We start from the raw sequence: 14423 nt of genomic DNA, 5'->3' as shown, positions 1-14423 counted from the left end.
GCGGGGAAGAGAAGTTGTCGGTGCTGGGTTCTACCCTGGTGAACATGGCTTTCGCGACTGAACACCCGGTGCTCGCTCATTCGGAGTACCGCCCTGTCGATCAGGTGGTGCGGGCGGGCGGCCGGTTCGAAGTGGTCAGCGAGTATCAGCCCGCCGGTGACCAGCCGGCGGCGATCGAGGCGCTCGAGCAGCGTATCCGCGGCGGGGAACGCGACGTCGTCCTGCTCGGCGCGACGGGTACCGGTAAGTCGGCGACCACCGCCTGGCTCATCGAGCGTCTGCAACGGCCCACACTGGTGATGGCGCCGAACAAGACACTGGCCGCCCAGCTCGCCAATGAACTGCGGGAGATGTTGCCGCACAACGCCGTCGAGTACTTCGTCTCGTACTACGACTACTATCAGCCCGAGGCGTACATCGCGCAGACCGACACCTACATCGAGAAGGACAGCTCGATCAACGACGACGTCGAGCGGCTGCGGCACTCGGCGACGTCGAGCCTGCTCTCCCGCCGCGACGTGGTGGTGGTGGCGTCGGTGTCGTGCATCTACGGCTTGGGCACTCCGCAGTCGTACATGGACCGTTCGGTGGAATTGAAGGTCGGCGACGAGGTGCCCCGCGACGGGCTGCTGCGGCTGCTCGTCGACGTTCAGTACACCCGCAACGACATGTCGTTCACCCGCGGGACGTTCCGCGTGCGCGGCGACACCGTGGAGATCATCCCGTCGTACGAGGAGCTCGCGGTGCGCATCGAGTTCTTCGGTGACGAGGTCGAGGCGCTGTACTACCTGCACCCGCTGACCGGCGACATCATCCGGCAGGTGGACTCGCTGCGGATCTTCCCGGCCACCCACTACGTCGCCGGGCCGGAGCGGATGGCGCAGGCGATCTCCACCATCGAGGCCGAACTCGAGGCCCGCCTGGCGGAGTTGGAGAGTCAGGGCAAACTGCTCGAGGCGCAGCGGTTGCGGATGCGCACCAACTACGACGTCGAGATGATGCGTCAGGTCGGGTTTTGTTCGGGCATCGAGAACTACTCGCGCCACATCGACGGCCGGCCCGCCGGCTCGGCCCCCGCGACTCTCATCGATTACTTCCCGGAGGACTTCCTGCTCGTCATCGACGAGTCGCACGTGACGGTGCCGCAGATCGGCGGCATGTACGAGGGTGACATGTCCCGCAAGCGCAACCTGGTGGAGTTCGGCTTCCGGTTGCCGTCGGCCGTCGACAACCGACCCTTGACCTGGGAGGAGTTCGCCGACCGCATCGGTCAGACGGTGTATCTGTCGGCTACACCGGGCCCGTACGAGCTCAGCCAGACCGGGGGAGAGTTCGTCGAGCAGGTGATCCGGCCGACCGGTCTGGTCGACCCGCAGGTGATCGTCAAGCCGACGAAGGGTCAGATCGATGACCTGATCGGGGAGATCCGCCTGCGCACCGAGCGCGACGAGCGGGTGCTGGTCACCACGCTGACGAAGAAGATGGCGGAGGATCTGACCGACTACCTGCTGGAGATGGGCATCCGGGTGCGGTACCTGCACTCGGAGGTCGACACCCTGCGTCGGGTCGAGCTGCTGCGGCAGCTGCGGCTGGGGGAGTACGACGTGCTCATCGGCATCAACCTGCTGCGAGAGGGCCTCGACCTTCCCGAGGTTTCACTGGTGGCGATCCTCGACGCGGACAAGGAAGGCTTCCTGCGCTCGCCCCGCAGCCTGATCCAGACCATCGGCCGTGCGGCGCGCAACGTCTCCGGCGAGGTGCACATGTACGCCGACAAGATCACCGACTCGATGAAGGAAGCCATCGACGAGACCGATCGGCGCCGGGCCAAGCAGATCGCCTACAACACCGAACACGGGATCGATCCGCAGCCGCTGCGCAAGAAGATCGCCGACATCCTCGACCAAGTGTACCGGGAGGCCGACGACACCGACGCGGCGGTGGAGGTGGGCGGTTCGGGCCGCAACGCCTCGCGGGGGCGGCGCGCGCAGGGCGAACCCGGCCGGGCGGTCAGCGCCGGCGTCATCGAGGGCCGCGACACCCGCAACATGCCACGCGCCGAATTGGCTGATCTGATCAAGGATCTGACGGCTCAGATGATGGCTGCGGCACGCGATCTGCAGTTCGAGTTGGCCGCGCGCATCCGCGACGAGATCCAGGATCTCAAGAAGGAACTGCGGGGCATGGACGCGGCGGGGCTGAAATAGGTTGATCTCAAGCGCTGTTGAGGTCCTACGGTCGACGGCGTGACCGACATCGACGCCGACGAAGCAGCGGAAGAGCGCCAGAACGCGGGAACGTGGCGGGACCTCCTCGGCCCGCGATACCTGGGCGCCTCGACCGTGCTCGCCGGCGGCGTGGCGCTGTATGCGACCAACGAGTTCCTCACGATCAGCCTGATGCCCAGCGCGGTCGCCGACATCGGCGGGCAGCGGCTCTACGCGTGGGTCACCACGGTGTATCTGGTCGGATCGGTGGTCGCTGCCACCACCGTGCATTCCGTCCTCACGCGGTGGGGTCCGCGGCGCTCATACCTGTTCGGGCTGAGCATGTTCGGGGTCGGCAGCCTCGCGTGCGCCGCGGCACCCACGATGGAGCTGCTGCTCGTCGGCCGGACGGTACAGGGTGCGGCCGGCGGCATGCTGGCCGGACTCGGGTATGCCGTCATCAACACCGCACTACCCAGCAGATTGTGGACCAAAGCCTCGGCCCTGGTGTCCGCGATGTGGGGCGTCGGCACCCTGGTCGGGCCGGCGACCGGCGGCTTGTTCGCCCAGTTCGGTTCGTGGCGTTGGGCTTTCGGGCTGCTCGTGGTGATGACGACGGCGATGTCGCTGCTGGTGCCGGTGGCGCTACCCGGCCGCGCGGCCGACGCGACACCACCGGCGCGGGTCGGCATCCCGATCCGCTCGCTGCTGCTGCTCGGCACGGCCGCGCTGCTGGTGTCGGCGGCCGGGGTCCCGCATGACGCGCGGGCCACGGCGGGTTTGGTGGCCGCGGGTCTGGTGTTGATCCCGGTGTTCGTATTCGTCGACCGTCGAGCCCGCGCCGCGGTGTTGCCGCCGAGTGCGTTCGCCCCTGGACCGTTGAAGTGGGTCTACCTGACGCTCGGCACGCTGATGGCCGCGACGATGGTGGACATGTACGTGCCGCTGTTCGCGCAGCGGCTAGCCCATCTCGCGCCCTTGGCGGCGGGCTTTCTCGGCGCGGGCCTGGCTGTGGGATGGACGGTGGGGGAGATCACCAGCGCGTCGCTGAGCAGGCCCGCCGTCGTCGTGCGCGTGGTGGCGGTGGCACCGCTGGTGATGGCGACAGGCTTGGCGCTCGGTGCGGTGACGCAGCGGCAGGACGTGTCGGCGTGGTTCGTCGCGGCGTGGGCGCTGGCACTGGTGATCACCGGGTCGGGGATCGGTATGGCGTGGCCGCACCTGTCGGCGTGGGCGATGGGCAAGGTGCGTGATCCTGCGGAGGGGCCCGCGGCCGCAGCAGCCATCAACACCGTGCAGGTGATCTGCGGGGCGTTCGGAGCCGCGCTGGCCGGGGTCGTGGTCAACGTCGCCGATCGCGGAGACGCGACGGCCGCGCACTGGCTGTTCGGCGTGTTCGCGGTGCTGGCGGCAGCGGCCGCCGTCTCCGCGGCGCGCAGCGGCCGGCCCGTGCCCGGGCCAGGATCACGGTGAGCGCAAGCCTGGGCCGGCGCCGTGCGGGCAGGCACAGTGACGGGCAGTGCGGGTGTGGCTGAGTGGCTAGGCACCGGCCTGCAAAGCCGTCTACACGGGTTCGAATCCCGTCATCCGCTCGCACGAAGTGTCCGGGTACCTTGAGTCCTCATGACGTGGCTTCTCCTGCTCTGCGCCATCGTCAGTGAGGTCGCCGCGACGTTGTCGCTGAAGGCCGCCGTCACCACACCCACGCTGTACATCGTCGTGGTCGGCGGCTACCTCGCCTCGTTCGTGTTCCTGGCGCTCGTGCTCAAACGGGGCATGGGCCTCGGTGTGGCCTATGGCATCTGGGGTGCGATCGGCGTGGCGCTCACCGCGATCCTGTCGTCGATCATCTTCGGTGAGGCGTTCACCGTCGTGATGGGTATCGGCATGGTCTTCATCATCGGCGGCGTATTGCTGGTCGAGATGGGCTCTCACCGCGCCGATGACACCGCAGACGACGCCGCTGCCGGGGCGCCCTGATGCAATATGTCCTGCTGCTGGCGGCCATCGGATCAGAGGTCACCGGCACCCTGGCCTTGCGGGTCGCCGCCGGCGGCCGTCACCTCTTCTACGTCGTGGTGATCATCGGCTACGTCATCGCGTTCACCCTGCTCTCGGCATCGCTGCAGCACGGCATGCCGCTCGGTATCGCCTATGGCATCTGGGCCGCTGCGGGAGTCGCCCTGACCGCCGCCGCATCGCGCGTCCTCTTCCGCGAGCCGCTCACGCCCACGATGCTCGCGGGGATGGGTTTGATCGTGGCTGGCGTACTACTGGTCGAGCTCGGCGCCGCCCACTGACATCGACGCACGCGTCAACGGTTATCCGTTGAGCGAAAGGGTCGTCGGCAAATAACGGCACGTCGCAGTGCTTTGTAGCGCCGCCGCAACACAGTTCGGCAACGCAACGATCACCATTGAGTCGCCGGTGTGGCAACGTTTGCTGAAACTGTGCCACGGTGTTCGCGTGAGCACTCGCCAGGCAGCTCGTGCGCTCGGCATCGCGGTCACCAGCGCGCTGGCGCTGTGCGCGATGACCGTTCGCGCGCCGATCGCAGTGGCGGCCTCCTGCCCCGACGTCGAGGTGGTGTTCGCTCGGGGCACCAGCGACAAACCGGGCTTCGGTCCAGTGGGCACGCTGTTCGTCAAAGCGTTGCAGAAGAAGTTGAGCACCAAGAAGATCGAGGCCTACGCGGTCGACTACTCGGCCAGCTGGGACTTCTCGAAATCGACCTCCGAGGGAGCGGTCGACGCCAACAAACACGTGCAGTACATCGCCGGCATGTGTCCGACGACCAAAATCGTGCTCGGCGGAATCTCCCAGGGCGCAGGGGTGATCGACCTCATCACCATCGGCAAGCGCAAGTTGTGGTTCTTCACGCCCTCGCCGCTGCCCGACGCGATGGTCAACCACGTGGCGGCGATCGCCGTCTTCGGCAACCCCTCGCGGGACTACGCCAATCTCGGACCGCTGACCACGATCAGCCCGCTCTACGGCAGCAGAGCCATCGACCTGTGCGCAACGAACGACCCGTACTGCTCCAAGGGGTTCGACATGTTCGCTCACTATTCCTACGTGTGGAACGGGATGATCGACGAGGCCGCCACGTTCGCCGCCCGGCGGGTGACCGGAGTCGCCGCCGACACCACCAAAATGTCCGCGCAACAGGATGTTCCGGTATCCGAGAACGAACCTGTGTCAGGATCGGGCGGCTGACCGTCCACCGGACACGCGAGATCTGATGTGTGAGGGCACCGCCTGGCGACCGCCGTGTCGGACGGGTCACGTCGTACGCAATAAGGTGACGTTGCCAGCGTGCAATCACGTCGATCCTGGGCAAATGGCGTGCGGGTGTCGTGAATCGCACCCGTGTTCGCCGGATACCGGGTTACTGTCACGATTGGCCTGGGAATGGCAGAGCAGCAACTCACATCGGGAGGATATGAATGAGCGCCTACCAAACCGTGGTGGTCGGCACGGACGGTTCGGACTCGTCGTTGCGTGCGGTGGATCGTGCCGGTCAGATCGCCGCCGGAGCGGGCGCCAAGCTGATCGTCTCGACGGCCTACTTCCCGCAGGGCGAGGATCAGCGCGCGGCGGACCTGCTCAAGGACGAGGGCTACAAGATGTCCGGCAACGCCCCGATCTACGCGATCCTGCGTGAGGCCCGCGACCGTGCCAAGGCTGCCGGCGCCGAGAACATCGAGGAGAAGGCCGTCATCGGCGCTCCGGTGGATGCCCTCGTCGACCTCGTCGAGGAGGTGGGCGCCGACCTGCTCGTCGTCGGAAACGTCGGGCTCAGCACCATCGCCGGCCGGCTGCTGGGTTCGGTGCCCGCGAACGTCGCGCGCCGGGCGAAGTCGGACGTGCTCATCGTGCACACGTCCTGACACCTGAACACAAAAAACCCTGGGTCGGCGAACCGACCCAGGGTTTTTCTCGTCTTCGGTGAGGTCAGGTCGCAGAAGCCTTGGCGATCGCGGTGATCGCGGCGTCCAGAGTCGCGTCGAACTCCTCGTCGCTCTGCTGTGCGGTCAGACCCTCGGTCAGCGCGCGCGAGAAGCTCGCGATCACGCCGTGGTTGGCGGCCAGCTTGTCGCACGCCTGGTCGCGGTCGTAACCGCCGGACAGCGCAACCACCCGGACCACCTTCGGATGGTCGACGAGTTCGCGGTACAGGTCGTCGGTAGTGGGCAGCGTCAGCTTCAGCATCACGGACTGCCCCTCATCGAGGGCGTCCAACGCGGCGAGCAGCGCGGCCTTCAGCTGATCCTCGGCCTCGGCCTTCTGCGGGCTGTGGATGTCGACCTCGGGTTCGATGATCGGCACCAGGCCGGCAGCAAGGATCTGCTTGCCGATCTCGAACTGCTGGTCGACGACCGCCTGCAGGCCGGCGCCGGGAGCCTTGATGACCGACCGCATCTTGGTCCCGAAGACGCCCTTGTCGCGGGCACGGCTGAGCAGGTCGTCCAGCCCGGGGATCGGCTTCATCACCTGGGCGCCGTCCTGCTCGTCGGCCAGGCCTTTGTCCACCTTGAGGAACGGCACGATCTTCTTGACGTTCCACAGGTAGTCGGCCGTGGGCCGGCCGTCGACGTCACGATCCATCGTGTCCTCGAACAGGATCGCGCCCAGGATCCGGTCGCCGTCGAAGCTCGGGCTGGTGATGATGCGGGTCCGCATCTCGTGCACGAGGTCGAACATCTGCGCGTCGCCCGAGTAGGCGTCCTCGTCGATGCCGTACAGCTTCAGCGCCTTGGGCGTGCTGCCGCCGCTCTGGTCGAGGGCCGCGATGAAGCCGGCGCCGCGCTGCACCTTGCTGAATTGTTCGGTGTTCATGTTCCCTTCCTGATGATTCTCGGCACCTCCCGCGGTCACCAACCGCGTTCGCGCCACTCGTCCAGGTGTGGCCGCTCGGTTCCGAGGGTGGTGTCGTCGCCGTGCCCTGGATACACGACGGTCGAATCTGCGAAGACGTCGAACACCCGGCTGGACACATCACCCAGCAGTCGTTCGAAATCCCCGTCCTTCCAGGTCTTGCCCACGCCACCGGGGAACAGGCAGTCCCCGGTGAACAGGTGCACGCGGTCCTGCCCGTCCTCGCCGGTATCGGCGCCGCGCAGCGCCAGCGCCACCGAGCCGGGGGTGTGGCCACGCAGATGGATGACGTCGAAATGCAGGTCGCCGATGTCGATGCGGTCCCCGTCAGCGAGCAGTCGCTGCGGTGTGACCGGCAGCGGTTCGGCGTCGAGGCGGTGCGCTGCGGTCGGAGCGCCGGTGGCGCCGGCCACCTCCTCGAGCGCCATCCAGTGGTCCTGATGCTGATGGGTGGTGACGATCAGAGACAGCTTCGGCGCGTGGTCGGCGACGAGGGTGCGCAGGATCTCGGCGTCGTTGGCGGCGTCGATGAGTAGCGTCTCGCCGGTTCGGGAACAGGTCACCAGGTAAGCGTTGTTGTCCATGGGACCCACCGAGGCCTTGACGATCGACGCGCCGGGCAGAGTGCGCCGCGCCGCTGTGTGCGGTTCGACGTGGCCGGTGTAGTTGTCGTCGACGACGGTCATGGTGACCCACGTTACTTCGCCGCGCGACCTGCGCCGCCACCGCGGGTGAAACCTGTCGGTGGGTCGACCTAGCATGAGTCTGTACTGCGTCCAGCGGACGCATCGGGCACATCTTCTTCTCGGAGGGAAAGGACAACGTGGCTGACCGCCTAGTCGTCAAGGGTGCCCGGGAGCACAATCTGCGGGGCGTCGATCTCGAGTTGCCGCGCGACGCGATGATCGTGTTCACCGGGCTGTCCGGGTCCGGCAAGTCGTCGCTGGCCTTCGACACGATCTTCGCCGAGGGCCAACGGCGCTACGTGGAATCGCTGTCGGCGTACGCCCGGCAGTTCCTCGGCCAGATGGACAAACCGGACGTCGATTTCATCGAGGGCTTGTCGCCCGCGGTGTCGATCGACCAGAAGTCGACCAACCGCAACCCGCGGTCGACGGTGGGCACCATCACCGAGGTCTACGACTACCTGCGTCTGCTGTACGCGCGCGCCGGCACGCCGCACTGCCCCGTCTGTGGGGAACGGATCGCACGCCAGACGCCGCAGCAGATCGTCGACCAGGTGCTCGCGATGGACGAGGGCCTGCGGTTCCAGGTGTTGGCCCCGGTGGTCCGCACCCGCAAGGGTGAGTTCGTCGACCTGTTCGACAAGCTGAACACCCAGGGCTACAGCCGTGTCCGCGTCGACGGCGTGGTGCACCCGCTGACGGATCCGCCGAAGCTGAAGAAGCAGGAGAAGCACGACATCGAGGTGGTCGTCGACCGCCTCACGGTCAAGGCGTCGGCCAAGCAGCGACTGACCGACTCGGTCGAGACCGCGCTGAACCTCGCCGACGGCATCGTCGTGCTCGAGTTCGTCGACCGCGAAGACGACCACCCCCACCGCGAGCAGCGCTTCTCCGAGAAGCTGGCCTGTCCGAACGGTCACCCGCTGGCCGTCGACGACCTGGAACCCCGGTCGTTCTCGTTCAACTCGCCCTACGGCGCGTGCCCGGAGTGCACCGGCCTCGGCATCCGCAAAGAGGTCGACCCGGACCTGGTGGTGCCCGATTCCGACCTGACACTGGCCGAGGGTGCGATCGCCCCGTGGTCGATGGGGCACACCGCCGAGTACTTCACCCGCATGCTCGCCGGCCTCGGTGACCAGCTCGGCTTCGACGTGAACACCCCATGGAAGAAGCTCCCCGCCAAGGCGCGCAAGGCGATTCTCGAAGGCTGCGACGAGCAGGTGCACGTGCGGTACAAGAACCGCTACGGCCGCACCCGGTCCTACTACGCCGACTTCGAAGGCGTGATGGCGTTCCTGCAGCGCCGCATGGAACAGACCGACTCCGAGCAGATGAAGGAGCGCCTCGAGGGCTTCATGCGCGATGTGCCGTGCCCCGAATGCCAGGGCACCCGCCTCAAGCCCGAGATCCTCGCCGTGACGATGACGGCCGGCGAGTACGGCCCCAAGTCGATCGCCGAGGTCGCGGAACTGTCGATCGCCGACTGCGCGGCGTTCCTCAACGCGCTGACCCTCGGCACCCGCGAGGCCGCCATCGCGGGACAGGTGCTCAAAGAGATCCAGTCCCGATTGGGTTTCCTGCTCGACGTCGGCCTGGACTATCTGTCGCTGTCGCGGGCTGCCGGCACTCTGTCCGGCGGTGAGGCCCAACGCATCCGGCTGGCCACCCAGATCGGATCCGGTCTCGTCGGCGTGCTCTACGTGCTCGACGAGCCGTCGATCGGCCTCCATCAGCGGGACAATCGCCGCCTGATCGACACGCTGGTGCGGCTGCGTGACCTCGGCAACACACTGATCGTCGTTGAGCACGACCTCGACACGATCGCTCACGCGGACTGGGTGGTCGACATCGGCCCCGCCGCCGGTGAGCACGGCGGCCAGATCGTGCACAGCGGCACCTACCAGGACCTGCTGACGAACCCGAACTCCATCACCGGCGCGTACCTGTCCGGCAAGGAGGAGATCGAGGTCCCCGAGATGCGCCGGGTGCCCGACAAGAAGCGTCAGCTCACCGTCGTCGGGGCGCGCGAGCACAACCTGCGCGAGATCGACGTGGCGTTCCCGCTCGGTGTGCTGACCTCGGTGACCGGGGTGTCCGGGTCCGGCAAGTCGACGCTCGTCAACGACATCCTGGCGTCTGTGCTGGCCAACAAGCTCAACGGCGCGCGTCTGGTGCCGGGCCGGCACACCCGCGTCAACGGCCTGGATCACCTGGACAAGCTGGTGCGGGTCGACCAGTCACCGATCGGCCGCACGCCGCGCTCGAACCCGGCCACCTACACCGGGGTGTTCGACAAGATCCGGACGTTGTTCGCCGCGACGACGGAGGCGAAGGTGCGCGGGTATCAGCCCGGGCGCTTCTCGTTCAACGTCAAAGGTGGCCGCTGCGAGGCGTGTTCGGGTGACGGCACCATCAAGATCGAGATGAACTTCCTGCCCGACGTGTACGTGCCGTGCGAGGTGTGCCAGGGCGCGCGCTACAACCGCGAGACCCTCGAGGTGCACTACAAGGGCAAGACGATCGCCGAGGTGCTCGACATGTCGATCGAGGAGGCGGCGGAGTTCTTCGCGCCGATCAGCTCGATTCATCGCTACCTCAAGACGCTCGTCGACGTCGGCCTCGGCTACGTGCGGCTCGGGCAGCCGGCGCCGACGCTGTCGGGTGGCGAGGCGCAGCGCGTGAAACTGGCCTCCGAGTTGCAGAAGCGGTCGACCGGCCGGACCATCTACATCCTCGACGAGCCGACCACGGGTCTGCACTTCGAGGACATCCGCAAGCTGCTGACCGTGATCAACGGCCTTGTGGACAAAGGCAATACGGTCATCGTCATCGAGCACAACCTCGACGTCATCAAGACCTCCGACTGGATCATCGACATGGGGCCCGAAGGCGGTTCCGGCGGCGGCACGGTGGTCGCGACGGGTACGCCGGAAGACGTGGCGGTCAACCCGGACAGCTACACCGGTCACTTCCTCGCCGAAACCCTGGGCATGGCACGGCCGAAACCCAAGTCGCGCACCCGCAGGAAGGTCAGCGCCTGACGCCGAGGGCCTCGTGCAGGAGTCCGCGGAACGCCGTGATGCCGGGGTCGGTGTCTGATCGGGAGTGCCAGAACACGCGAACGTCGTAGGCCGGGAGTTGCAGCGGAATCTCGAACAGCGTGATCGCCGAGGTGCGGGCATGGTGTTCGGCCAAGCAGCGGGGAGCGACGGCGATGCAGTGGCCGTTCTCGACGACAGGGAACAGGGAACTGTAGTGCGGCACGGTGAGTCGGATCCGCCGGGTCAGGCCGATACGAGCCAGGGCGTCGTCGACTTCGCGACCGCGCCCTGCGCTGATCCGGACGTGCGCGTGCGGTAGGTCGACGAATCGTTCGAGCGTCATTGCGGTGCCGGCGTCAGGGTGCTGCTCAGCGATGATGCCGACCATGTCGTCGGTGAATGCAGGTTCGCAGTGCCAGGCTGCCGGTGTGGTCGAGGGAATGCCGAGGTAGACATCGATCTCGCCGCTGGCCAGGGCGTCAGCAACGCTGATCCGGTCCAGCGCCTGCACTCGCACGCGTGACCCGGGAGCGCGCTCCTGGAGAAGACGGTCCAGCCCGGGCAGCAGCAGGGGGCCATAGAGATCAGCGAAGGCGATCACCCACTCGCGGGTCGTCGTGGCCAGATCGAACGCGTCGAGACCGGCCACGATCCCCTGAACGAGGCGCAGGGCCTCGTTCAGGCGGGGCTGCACAGCCAGCGCGGCGGGAGTAGGGGTCAGGCCGCGGCCGGTACGCACCACCAGAGGGTCGCCCAGCAGAATCCGCAAGCGTGCCAACGCATTCGACACCGCGGGCTGGGTCAGATGCAGACGTGCCGCGGCCCGGGTGGCGCTGCGCTCTTCGATGACCGCGTGCAGAACGACGAGCAGGTTGAGGTCCACACCGGCGAGATTCACTTGATGAATGTCGCACATCACGACTCATGATTGGTGCTGATGACTGGTCGTTCGTAGCGTCGATATCGAGACGACGAAAGGAACGACGATGCGAGTACTGGTCACCGGAGCGAGCGGCGGGGTCGGTTCCACGCTGATCGGCCACCTGCGTGACACCGGTGTGGAGGTGCGTGCGACAAGTCGGCGACCGGACCCGCAGCGGTGGCCAGGGGTGGACAACGTCGCGAGCGATCTCAGTGAGCCGCGCACGTTGCGCCCCGCACTCGAGGACGTCGATGCCGTGTTCCTCGTCAGCTTCGCCCCACCGCAGGTGCTGGGCGAACTGGCCGAGGAGATGGCGGCGGCAGGAGTCGCAAAAGTCGTCGTGCTGTCCACGATCGACACCACGCGCACCGAGCCGTTCGTCGAGTACAACAAGCAGCGCCACCTCGCCGTCGAGAACGCGGTGATCGACGGCGGATTCACCACGGTGTGCCTACGCCCCGGTGCCTTTGCCCGCAACGCCATCCGCTTCTGGGCGCGGCAGATCCGCGAGCACCGGAGTGTCGGGCTGCCTTTCCCGGAATCGCAGCAGGCGCCGATAGCCGATGACGACATCGCCGCGGTCGCCGTCGAAGCCCTCACCACCTCTGCGCTCGACGGGCAGAAGATCGTCCTCACCGGGCCTGAGTCGTTGACGATGCGTGAGCAAGTCGGCCTCGTCGGCCGCGCGATCAACGCATCGATCGACATCACCCTGCTCTCGGATGCGCACGCCCGTGCCCTCTACGGCCAGGTGCTGCCGCCGCAGTACCTCGACCTGCTGATGGCCCAGTGGGCTTTCGAGGTCACCGAACCCGCCGACGTGACGCAGGCAGTTCAGGTGGTCACCGGCCGCCCCGCCACCGCTTTCGGTGACTGGGCCGTCAGCCATCGGGATGCCTTCCTGACCTGAGGGTCAGCGCTTACAGGCCGGGGACGGGAACCGGGGACTGACCCGCGCACCACCGAGCCAGCCCGTGAGCTCCGCGGCCCGGTCTGCGAGGGCGGAGGCCGCTCGGCGCCCGACGTTCTCCAGCAGGACCAGCTCGACACGACCGGCATCGTCGGAACGCCACGCGCCGACCACCCGGCCGTCGACCCACGCGGTCGGCCCGGCGTTGCCGTTGCGGTCGAACACCTCGGCCCGGTGCGGGCCCAGGTACCAGTCCCTGTCGAACCACCCCATCGTCGTCGGGTCCAGCGATGGCAGCAGGGCGCACCACGGCTCGGGATCCGGCTCGTCCTCATCGCCTGGTGTCACATACCCGGTGCCACCGTCCAGTCGCACTTCCTCGGCACCGATGGCGGACAACGCTTTTCGAGCCCACGTCAATGTCGTTCCGAACCACCACTTGATGTCGGTGAGCGTCGCGGGGCCGAAGGTCGCCAGCCAGCGGCGCACCAACTCGGCGCTGGCGGCGTCGGCCTCTGCGGCGGTGGCGAGACCAGGCAGCCATGCCTCGGTGAGCGTCCAGCGTGGCCGCGACGTCAGCCAGCCGCCGTCGTTGACGCCGCGCACGATGTGACCGCGAGCCGACAGCACCGTCAACACCCGCGGCGCCAGGTGGCCCTCGCCGCCATATGCCTTGTCGGGCGCAGGGTTGTAGGTTCCGGTGAGCTCGGCCAACGTCTCACGCAACTCGCGTGCGCTGCGCGGACCTTCGTCCCGTAGATGCCGTAGCACTGCGGCGCCGGCGGCGTCCAGCCAGGCTGCGCCGTCAGCAGCCACGCTGGCGCGCTCCACGTCGGCGGCCAGCCGCCGCGCCTCGTTGGCGGCAACCCGGTCACTGGCGGCCGCCTGCACCGCGGGCAGGTCCGCGGGCCGCACCACCCACAGCGTCCGGCGCATCGCGAGATGCTTGACCACCGAGCGATCCCGGTACAGCGCGGCATCGACGTCATCGCGAGCCACATCCGGCAGCCGGGCCCACAGCGAGAGATACGGCGTTGCGGGGTCGGTGGCGTGCAGGGCGACAAGACGTTCGGTCACGTCGGCTACCGACGCCGACGCCGCCGCAGTCGGGCTCAGCTGGTGTCGTCGCGCCAGGCGGGCCCGGCGCTGCTCGACGGTGATGGTGCGCACGCCTGCCGACCGTAGCGGCCGCCGGTGACAGAAGTTGGGATCGGTAGCCCGATGGCCCCCTTTCACTGTTCTCACACGACGCCACCGAGGCGGAGTACGACGAAGGGAAGAGCAACGATGAAACGAGTTGTCGCAGGTGTGATCGGTCTGGCCGCAGGCACCGCCATGCTGGTGGGCTGCTCCAGCGACAAGGAGTCACCCGCACCCGGTAGCTCCCAGCCGGCCACCTCCGCGGTCGCCCGGGGCGGCAACACCGAGGTCAAGGTCGACGGTGCCGATCTGGCGGGACTGGACCTGAACTCGGTCACCTGCGTGAAACAGGGTGGCAAGGTCACCGTCGCCAGCGGCGCGATCGGCGGTCAGCAGGGCCTGGGCATCGTGATGAGCGACGAGGCTACCCCGGTGGTCGAGTCGCTCGGCATGGTCGTCGACGGCAACGCACTCGCCGTCGCCAACGCGATGGGCGCCAAAAGCGGTTCGGCGGAGGTCAAGGTCGACGGCGACCGGTACACGATCACCGGCGAGGCGGTCGGTGCCGACATGAGCAATCCGATGGCCGGCATGATCACCGAACCGTTCACGGTGACCGTGACCTGCAGCTGAGACATG

The 14423-nt window shown here is 67.4% G+C and carries 13 protein-coding genes and 1 tRNA gene; 10 read left to right on the top strand and 4 right to left on the bottom strand.

Features of this window, described 5'->3' with window-relative positions:
* Nucleotides 1-44 precede the first annotated feature (44 nt).
* The 7 genes from uvrB to DMB80_RS16840 all read left to right on the top strand — a co-directional run bounded on the left by uvrB (nt 45) and on the right by DMB80_RS16840 (nt 6097).
* Nucleotides 45-2207, top strand: coding sequence for an excinuclease ABC subunit UvrB (uvrB, locus tag DMB80_RS16870; protein WP_111510912.1), 2163 nt, complete (start codon nt 45-47; stop codon nt 2205-2207).
* A gap of 39 nt (nt 2208-2246) precedes the next feature.
* Nucleotides 2247-3680, top strand: coding sequence for an MFS transporter (locus DMB80_RS16865; RefSeq protein WP_240431236.1), 1434 nt, complete (start codon nt 2247-2249; stop codon nt 3678-3680).
* A 48-nt stretch (nt 3681-3728) separates the two neighbouring features.
* Nucleotides 3729-3799, top strand: a tRNA-Cys gene (locus tag DMB80_RS16860).
* Nucleotides 3800-3830: 31 nt separating this feature from the next.
* Nucleotides 3831-4187 carry a DMT family transporter gene (locus tag DMB80_RS16855; RefSeq protein ID WP_048424246.1) on the top strand — a complete coding sequence of 119 codons (357 nt, stop codon included), beginning with the start codon at nt 3831-3833 and terminating at the stop codon, nt 4185-4187.
* Entirely contained in the window at nt 4187-4507 is a 321-nt protein-coding gene (locus DMB80_RS16850; RefSeq protein WP_110797951.1) for a DMT family transporter, read from the top strand. Before DMB80_RS16855 ends, DMB80_RS16850 begins: the two co-directional genes overlap by 1 nt.
* Nucleotides 4508-4673: 166 nt before the next feature.
* The gene (locus DMB80_RS16845) at nt 4674-5423 is read left to right on the top strand and encodes a cutinase family protein (RefSeq protein ID WP_240431235.1); all 750 of its coding nucleotides are present in this window, start codon (nt 4674-4676) and stop codon (nt 5421-5423) included.
* Between the two features lie 230 nt (nt 5424-5653).
* Nucleotides 5654-6097 (top strand): universal stress protein, encoded by a 444-nt coding sequence (locus DMB80_RS16840; protein WP_046366427.1) that lies wholly within the window; start codon nt 5654-5656, stop codon nt 6095-6097.
* Nucleotides 6098-6161: 64 nt separating this feature from the next.
* On the opposite strand, the gene DMB80_RS16835 is transcribed toward DMB80_RS16840, so the two are convergent.
* Both DMB80_RS16835 and DMB80_RS16830 read right to left on the bottom strand, forming a co-directional pair.
* On the bottom strand, nt 6162-7046 hold the full coding sequence (locus DMB80_RS16835) for a fructose bisphosphate aldolase (protein WP_111510941.1): 885 nt from the start codon (nt 7044-7046) through the stop codon (nt 6162-6164).
* Between the two features lie 35 nt (nt 7047-7081).
* The gene (locus DMB80_RS16830; RefSeq protein WP_111510911.1) at nt 7082-7771 is read right to left on the bottom strand and encodes an MBL fold metallo-hydrolase; all 690 of its coding nucleotides are present in this window, start codon (nt 7769-7771) and stop codon (nt 7082-7084) included.
* A 137-nt stretch (nt 7772-7908) separates the two neighbouring features.
* Between DMB80_RS16830 and uvrA the strand changes: the two genes are divergently transcribed.
* Entirely contained in the window at nt 7909-10812 is a 2904-nt protein-coding gene (uvrA, locus tag DMB80_RS16825) for an excinuclease ABC subunit UvrA (protein WP_111510910.1), read from the top strand.
* Here uvrA and DMB80_RS16820 read toward each other — a convergent pair.
* Nucleotides 10802-11710 carry a LysR family transcriptional regulator gene (locus DMB80_RS16820; RefSeq protein ID WP_111510940.1) on the bottom strand — a complete coding sequence of 303 codons (909 nt, stop codon included), beginning with the start codon at nt 11708-11710 and terminating at the stop codon, nt 10802-10804. The two genes, uvrA and DMB80_RS16820, sit on opposite strands and share 11 nt — an antisense overlap.
* Nucleotides 11711-11798: 88 nt before the next feature.
* Between DMB80_RS16820 and DMB80_RS16815 the strand changes: the two genes are divergently transcribed.
* Nucleotides 11799-12644, top strand: coding sequence for an SDR family oxidoreductase (locus tag DMB80_RS16815; protein WP_111510909.1), 846 nt, complete (start codon nt 11799-11801; stop codon nt 12642-12644).
* Nucleotides 12645-12647: 3 nt separating this feature from the next.
* On the opposite strand, the gene DMB80_RS16810 is transcribed toward DMB80_RS16815, so the two are convergent.
* Nucleotides 12648-13814 carry a winged helix DNA-binding domain-containing protein gene (locus DMB80_RS16810; protein WP_111510908.1) on the bottom strand — a complete coding sequence of 389 codons (1167 nt, stop codon included), beginning with the start codon at nt 13812-13814 and terminating at the stop codon, nt 12648-12650.
* Nucleotides 13815-13931: 117 nt separating this feature from the next.
* Between DMB80_RS16810 and DMB80_RS16805 the strand changes: the two genes are divergently transcribed.
* On the top strand, nt 13932-14417 hold the full coding sequence (locus DMB80_RS16805; protein ID WP_111510907.1) for a lipoprotein LpqH: 486 nt from the start codon (nt 13932-13934) through the stop codon (nt 14415-14417).
* Nucleotides 14418-14423 lie beyond the last annotated feature (6 nt).

The organism is Mycobacterium kyogaense (assembly GCF_003254575.1).
Taxonomy (GTDB): Bacteria; Actinomycetota; Actinomycetes; order Mycobacteriales; family Mycobacteriaceae; genus Mycobacterium; species Mycobacterium kyogaense.
This window is presented reverse-complemented; position numbering and strand designations above follow the sequence as displayed.

Bases quoted from the DNA above. Each gene is read 5' to 3' on its own strand.
- DMB80_RS16855 (WP_048424246.1), top strand. From the start codon at position 3,831: ATGACGTGGCTTCTCCTGCTCTGCGCCATCGTCAGTGAGGTCGCCGCG.
- DMB80_RS16830 (WP_111510911.1), bottom strand. From the start codon at position 7,771: ATGACCGTCGTCGACGACAACTACACCGGCCACGTCGAACCGCACACA.
- DMB80_RS16850 (WP_110797951.1), top strand. From the start codon at position 4,187: ATGCAATATGTCCTGCTGCTGGCGGCCATCGGATCAGAGGTCACCGGC.
- DMB80_RS16805 (WP_111510907.1), top strand. From the start codon at position 13,932: ATGAAACGAGTTGTCGCAGGTGTGATCGGTCTGGCCGCAGGCACCGCC.
- uvrB (WP_111510912.1), top strand. From the start codon at position 45: ATGGCTTTCGCGACTGAACACCCGGTGCTCGCTCATTCGGAGTACCGC.
- DMB80_RS16835 (WP_111510941.1), bottom strand. From the start codon at position 7,046: ATGAACACCGAACAATTCAGCAAGGTGCAGCGCGGCGCCGGCTTCATC.
- DMB80_RS16840 (WP_046366427.1), top strand. From the start codon at position 5,654: ATGAGCGCCTACCAAACCGTGGTGGTCGGCACGGACGGTTCGGACTCG.
- DMB80_RS16815 (WP_111510909.1), top strand. From the start codon at position 11,799: ATGCGAGTACTGGTCACCGGAGCGAGCGGCGGGGTCGGTTCCACGCTG.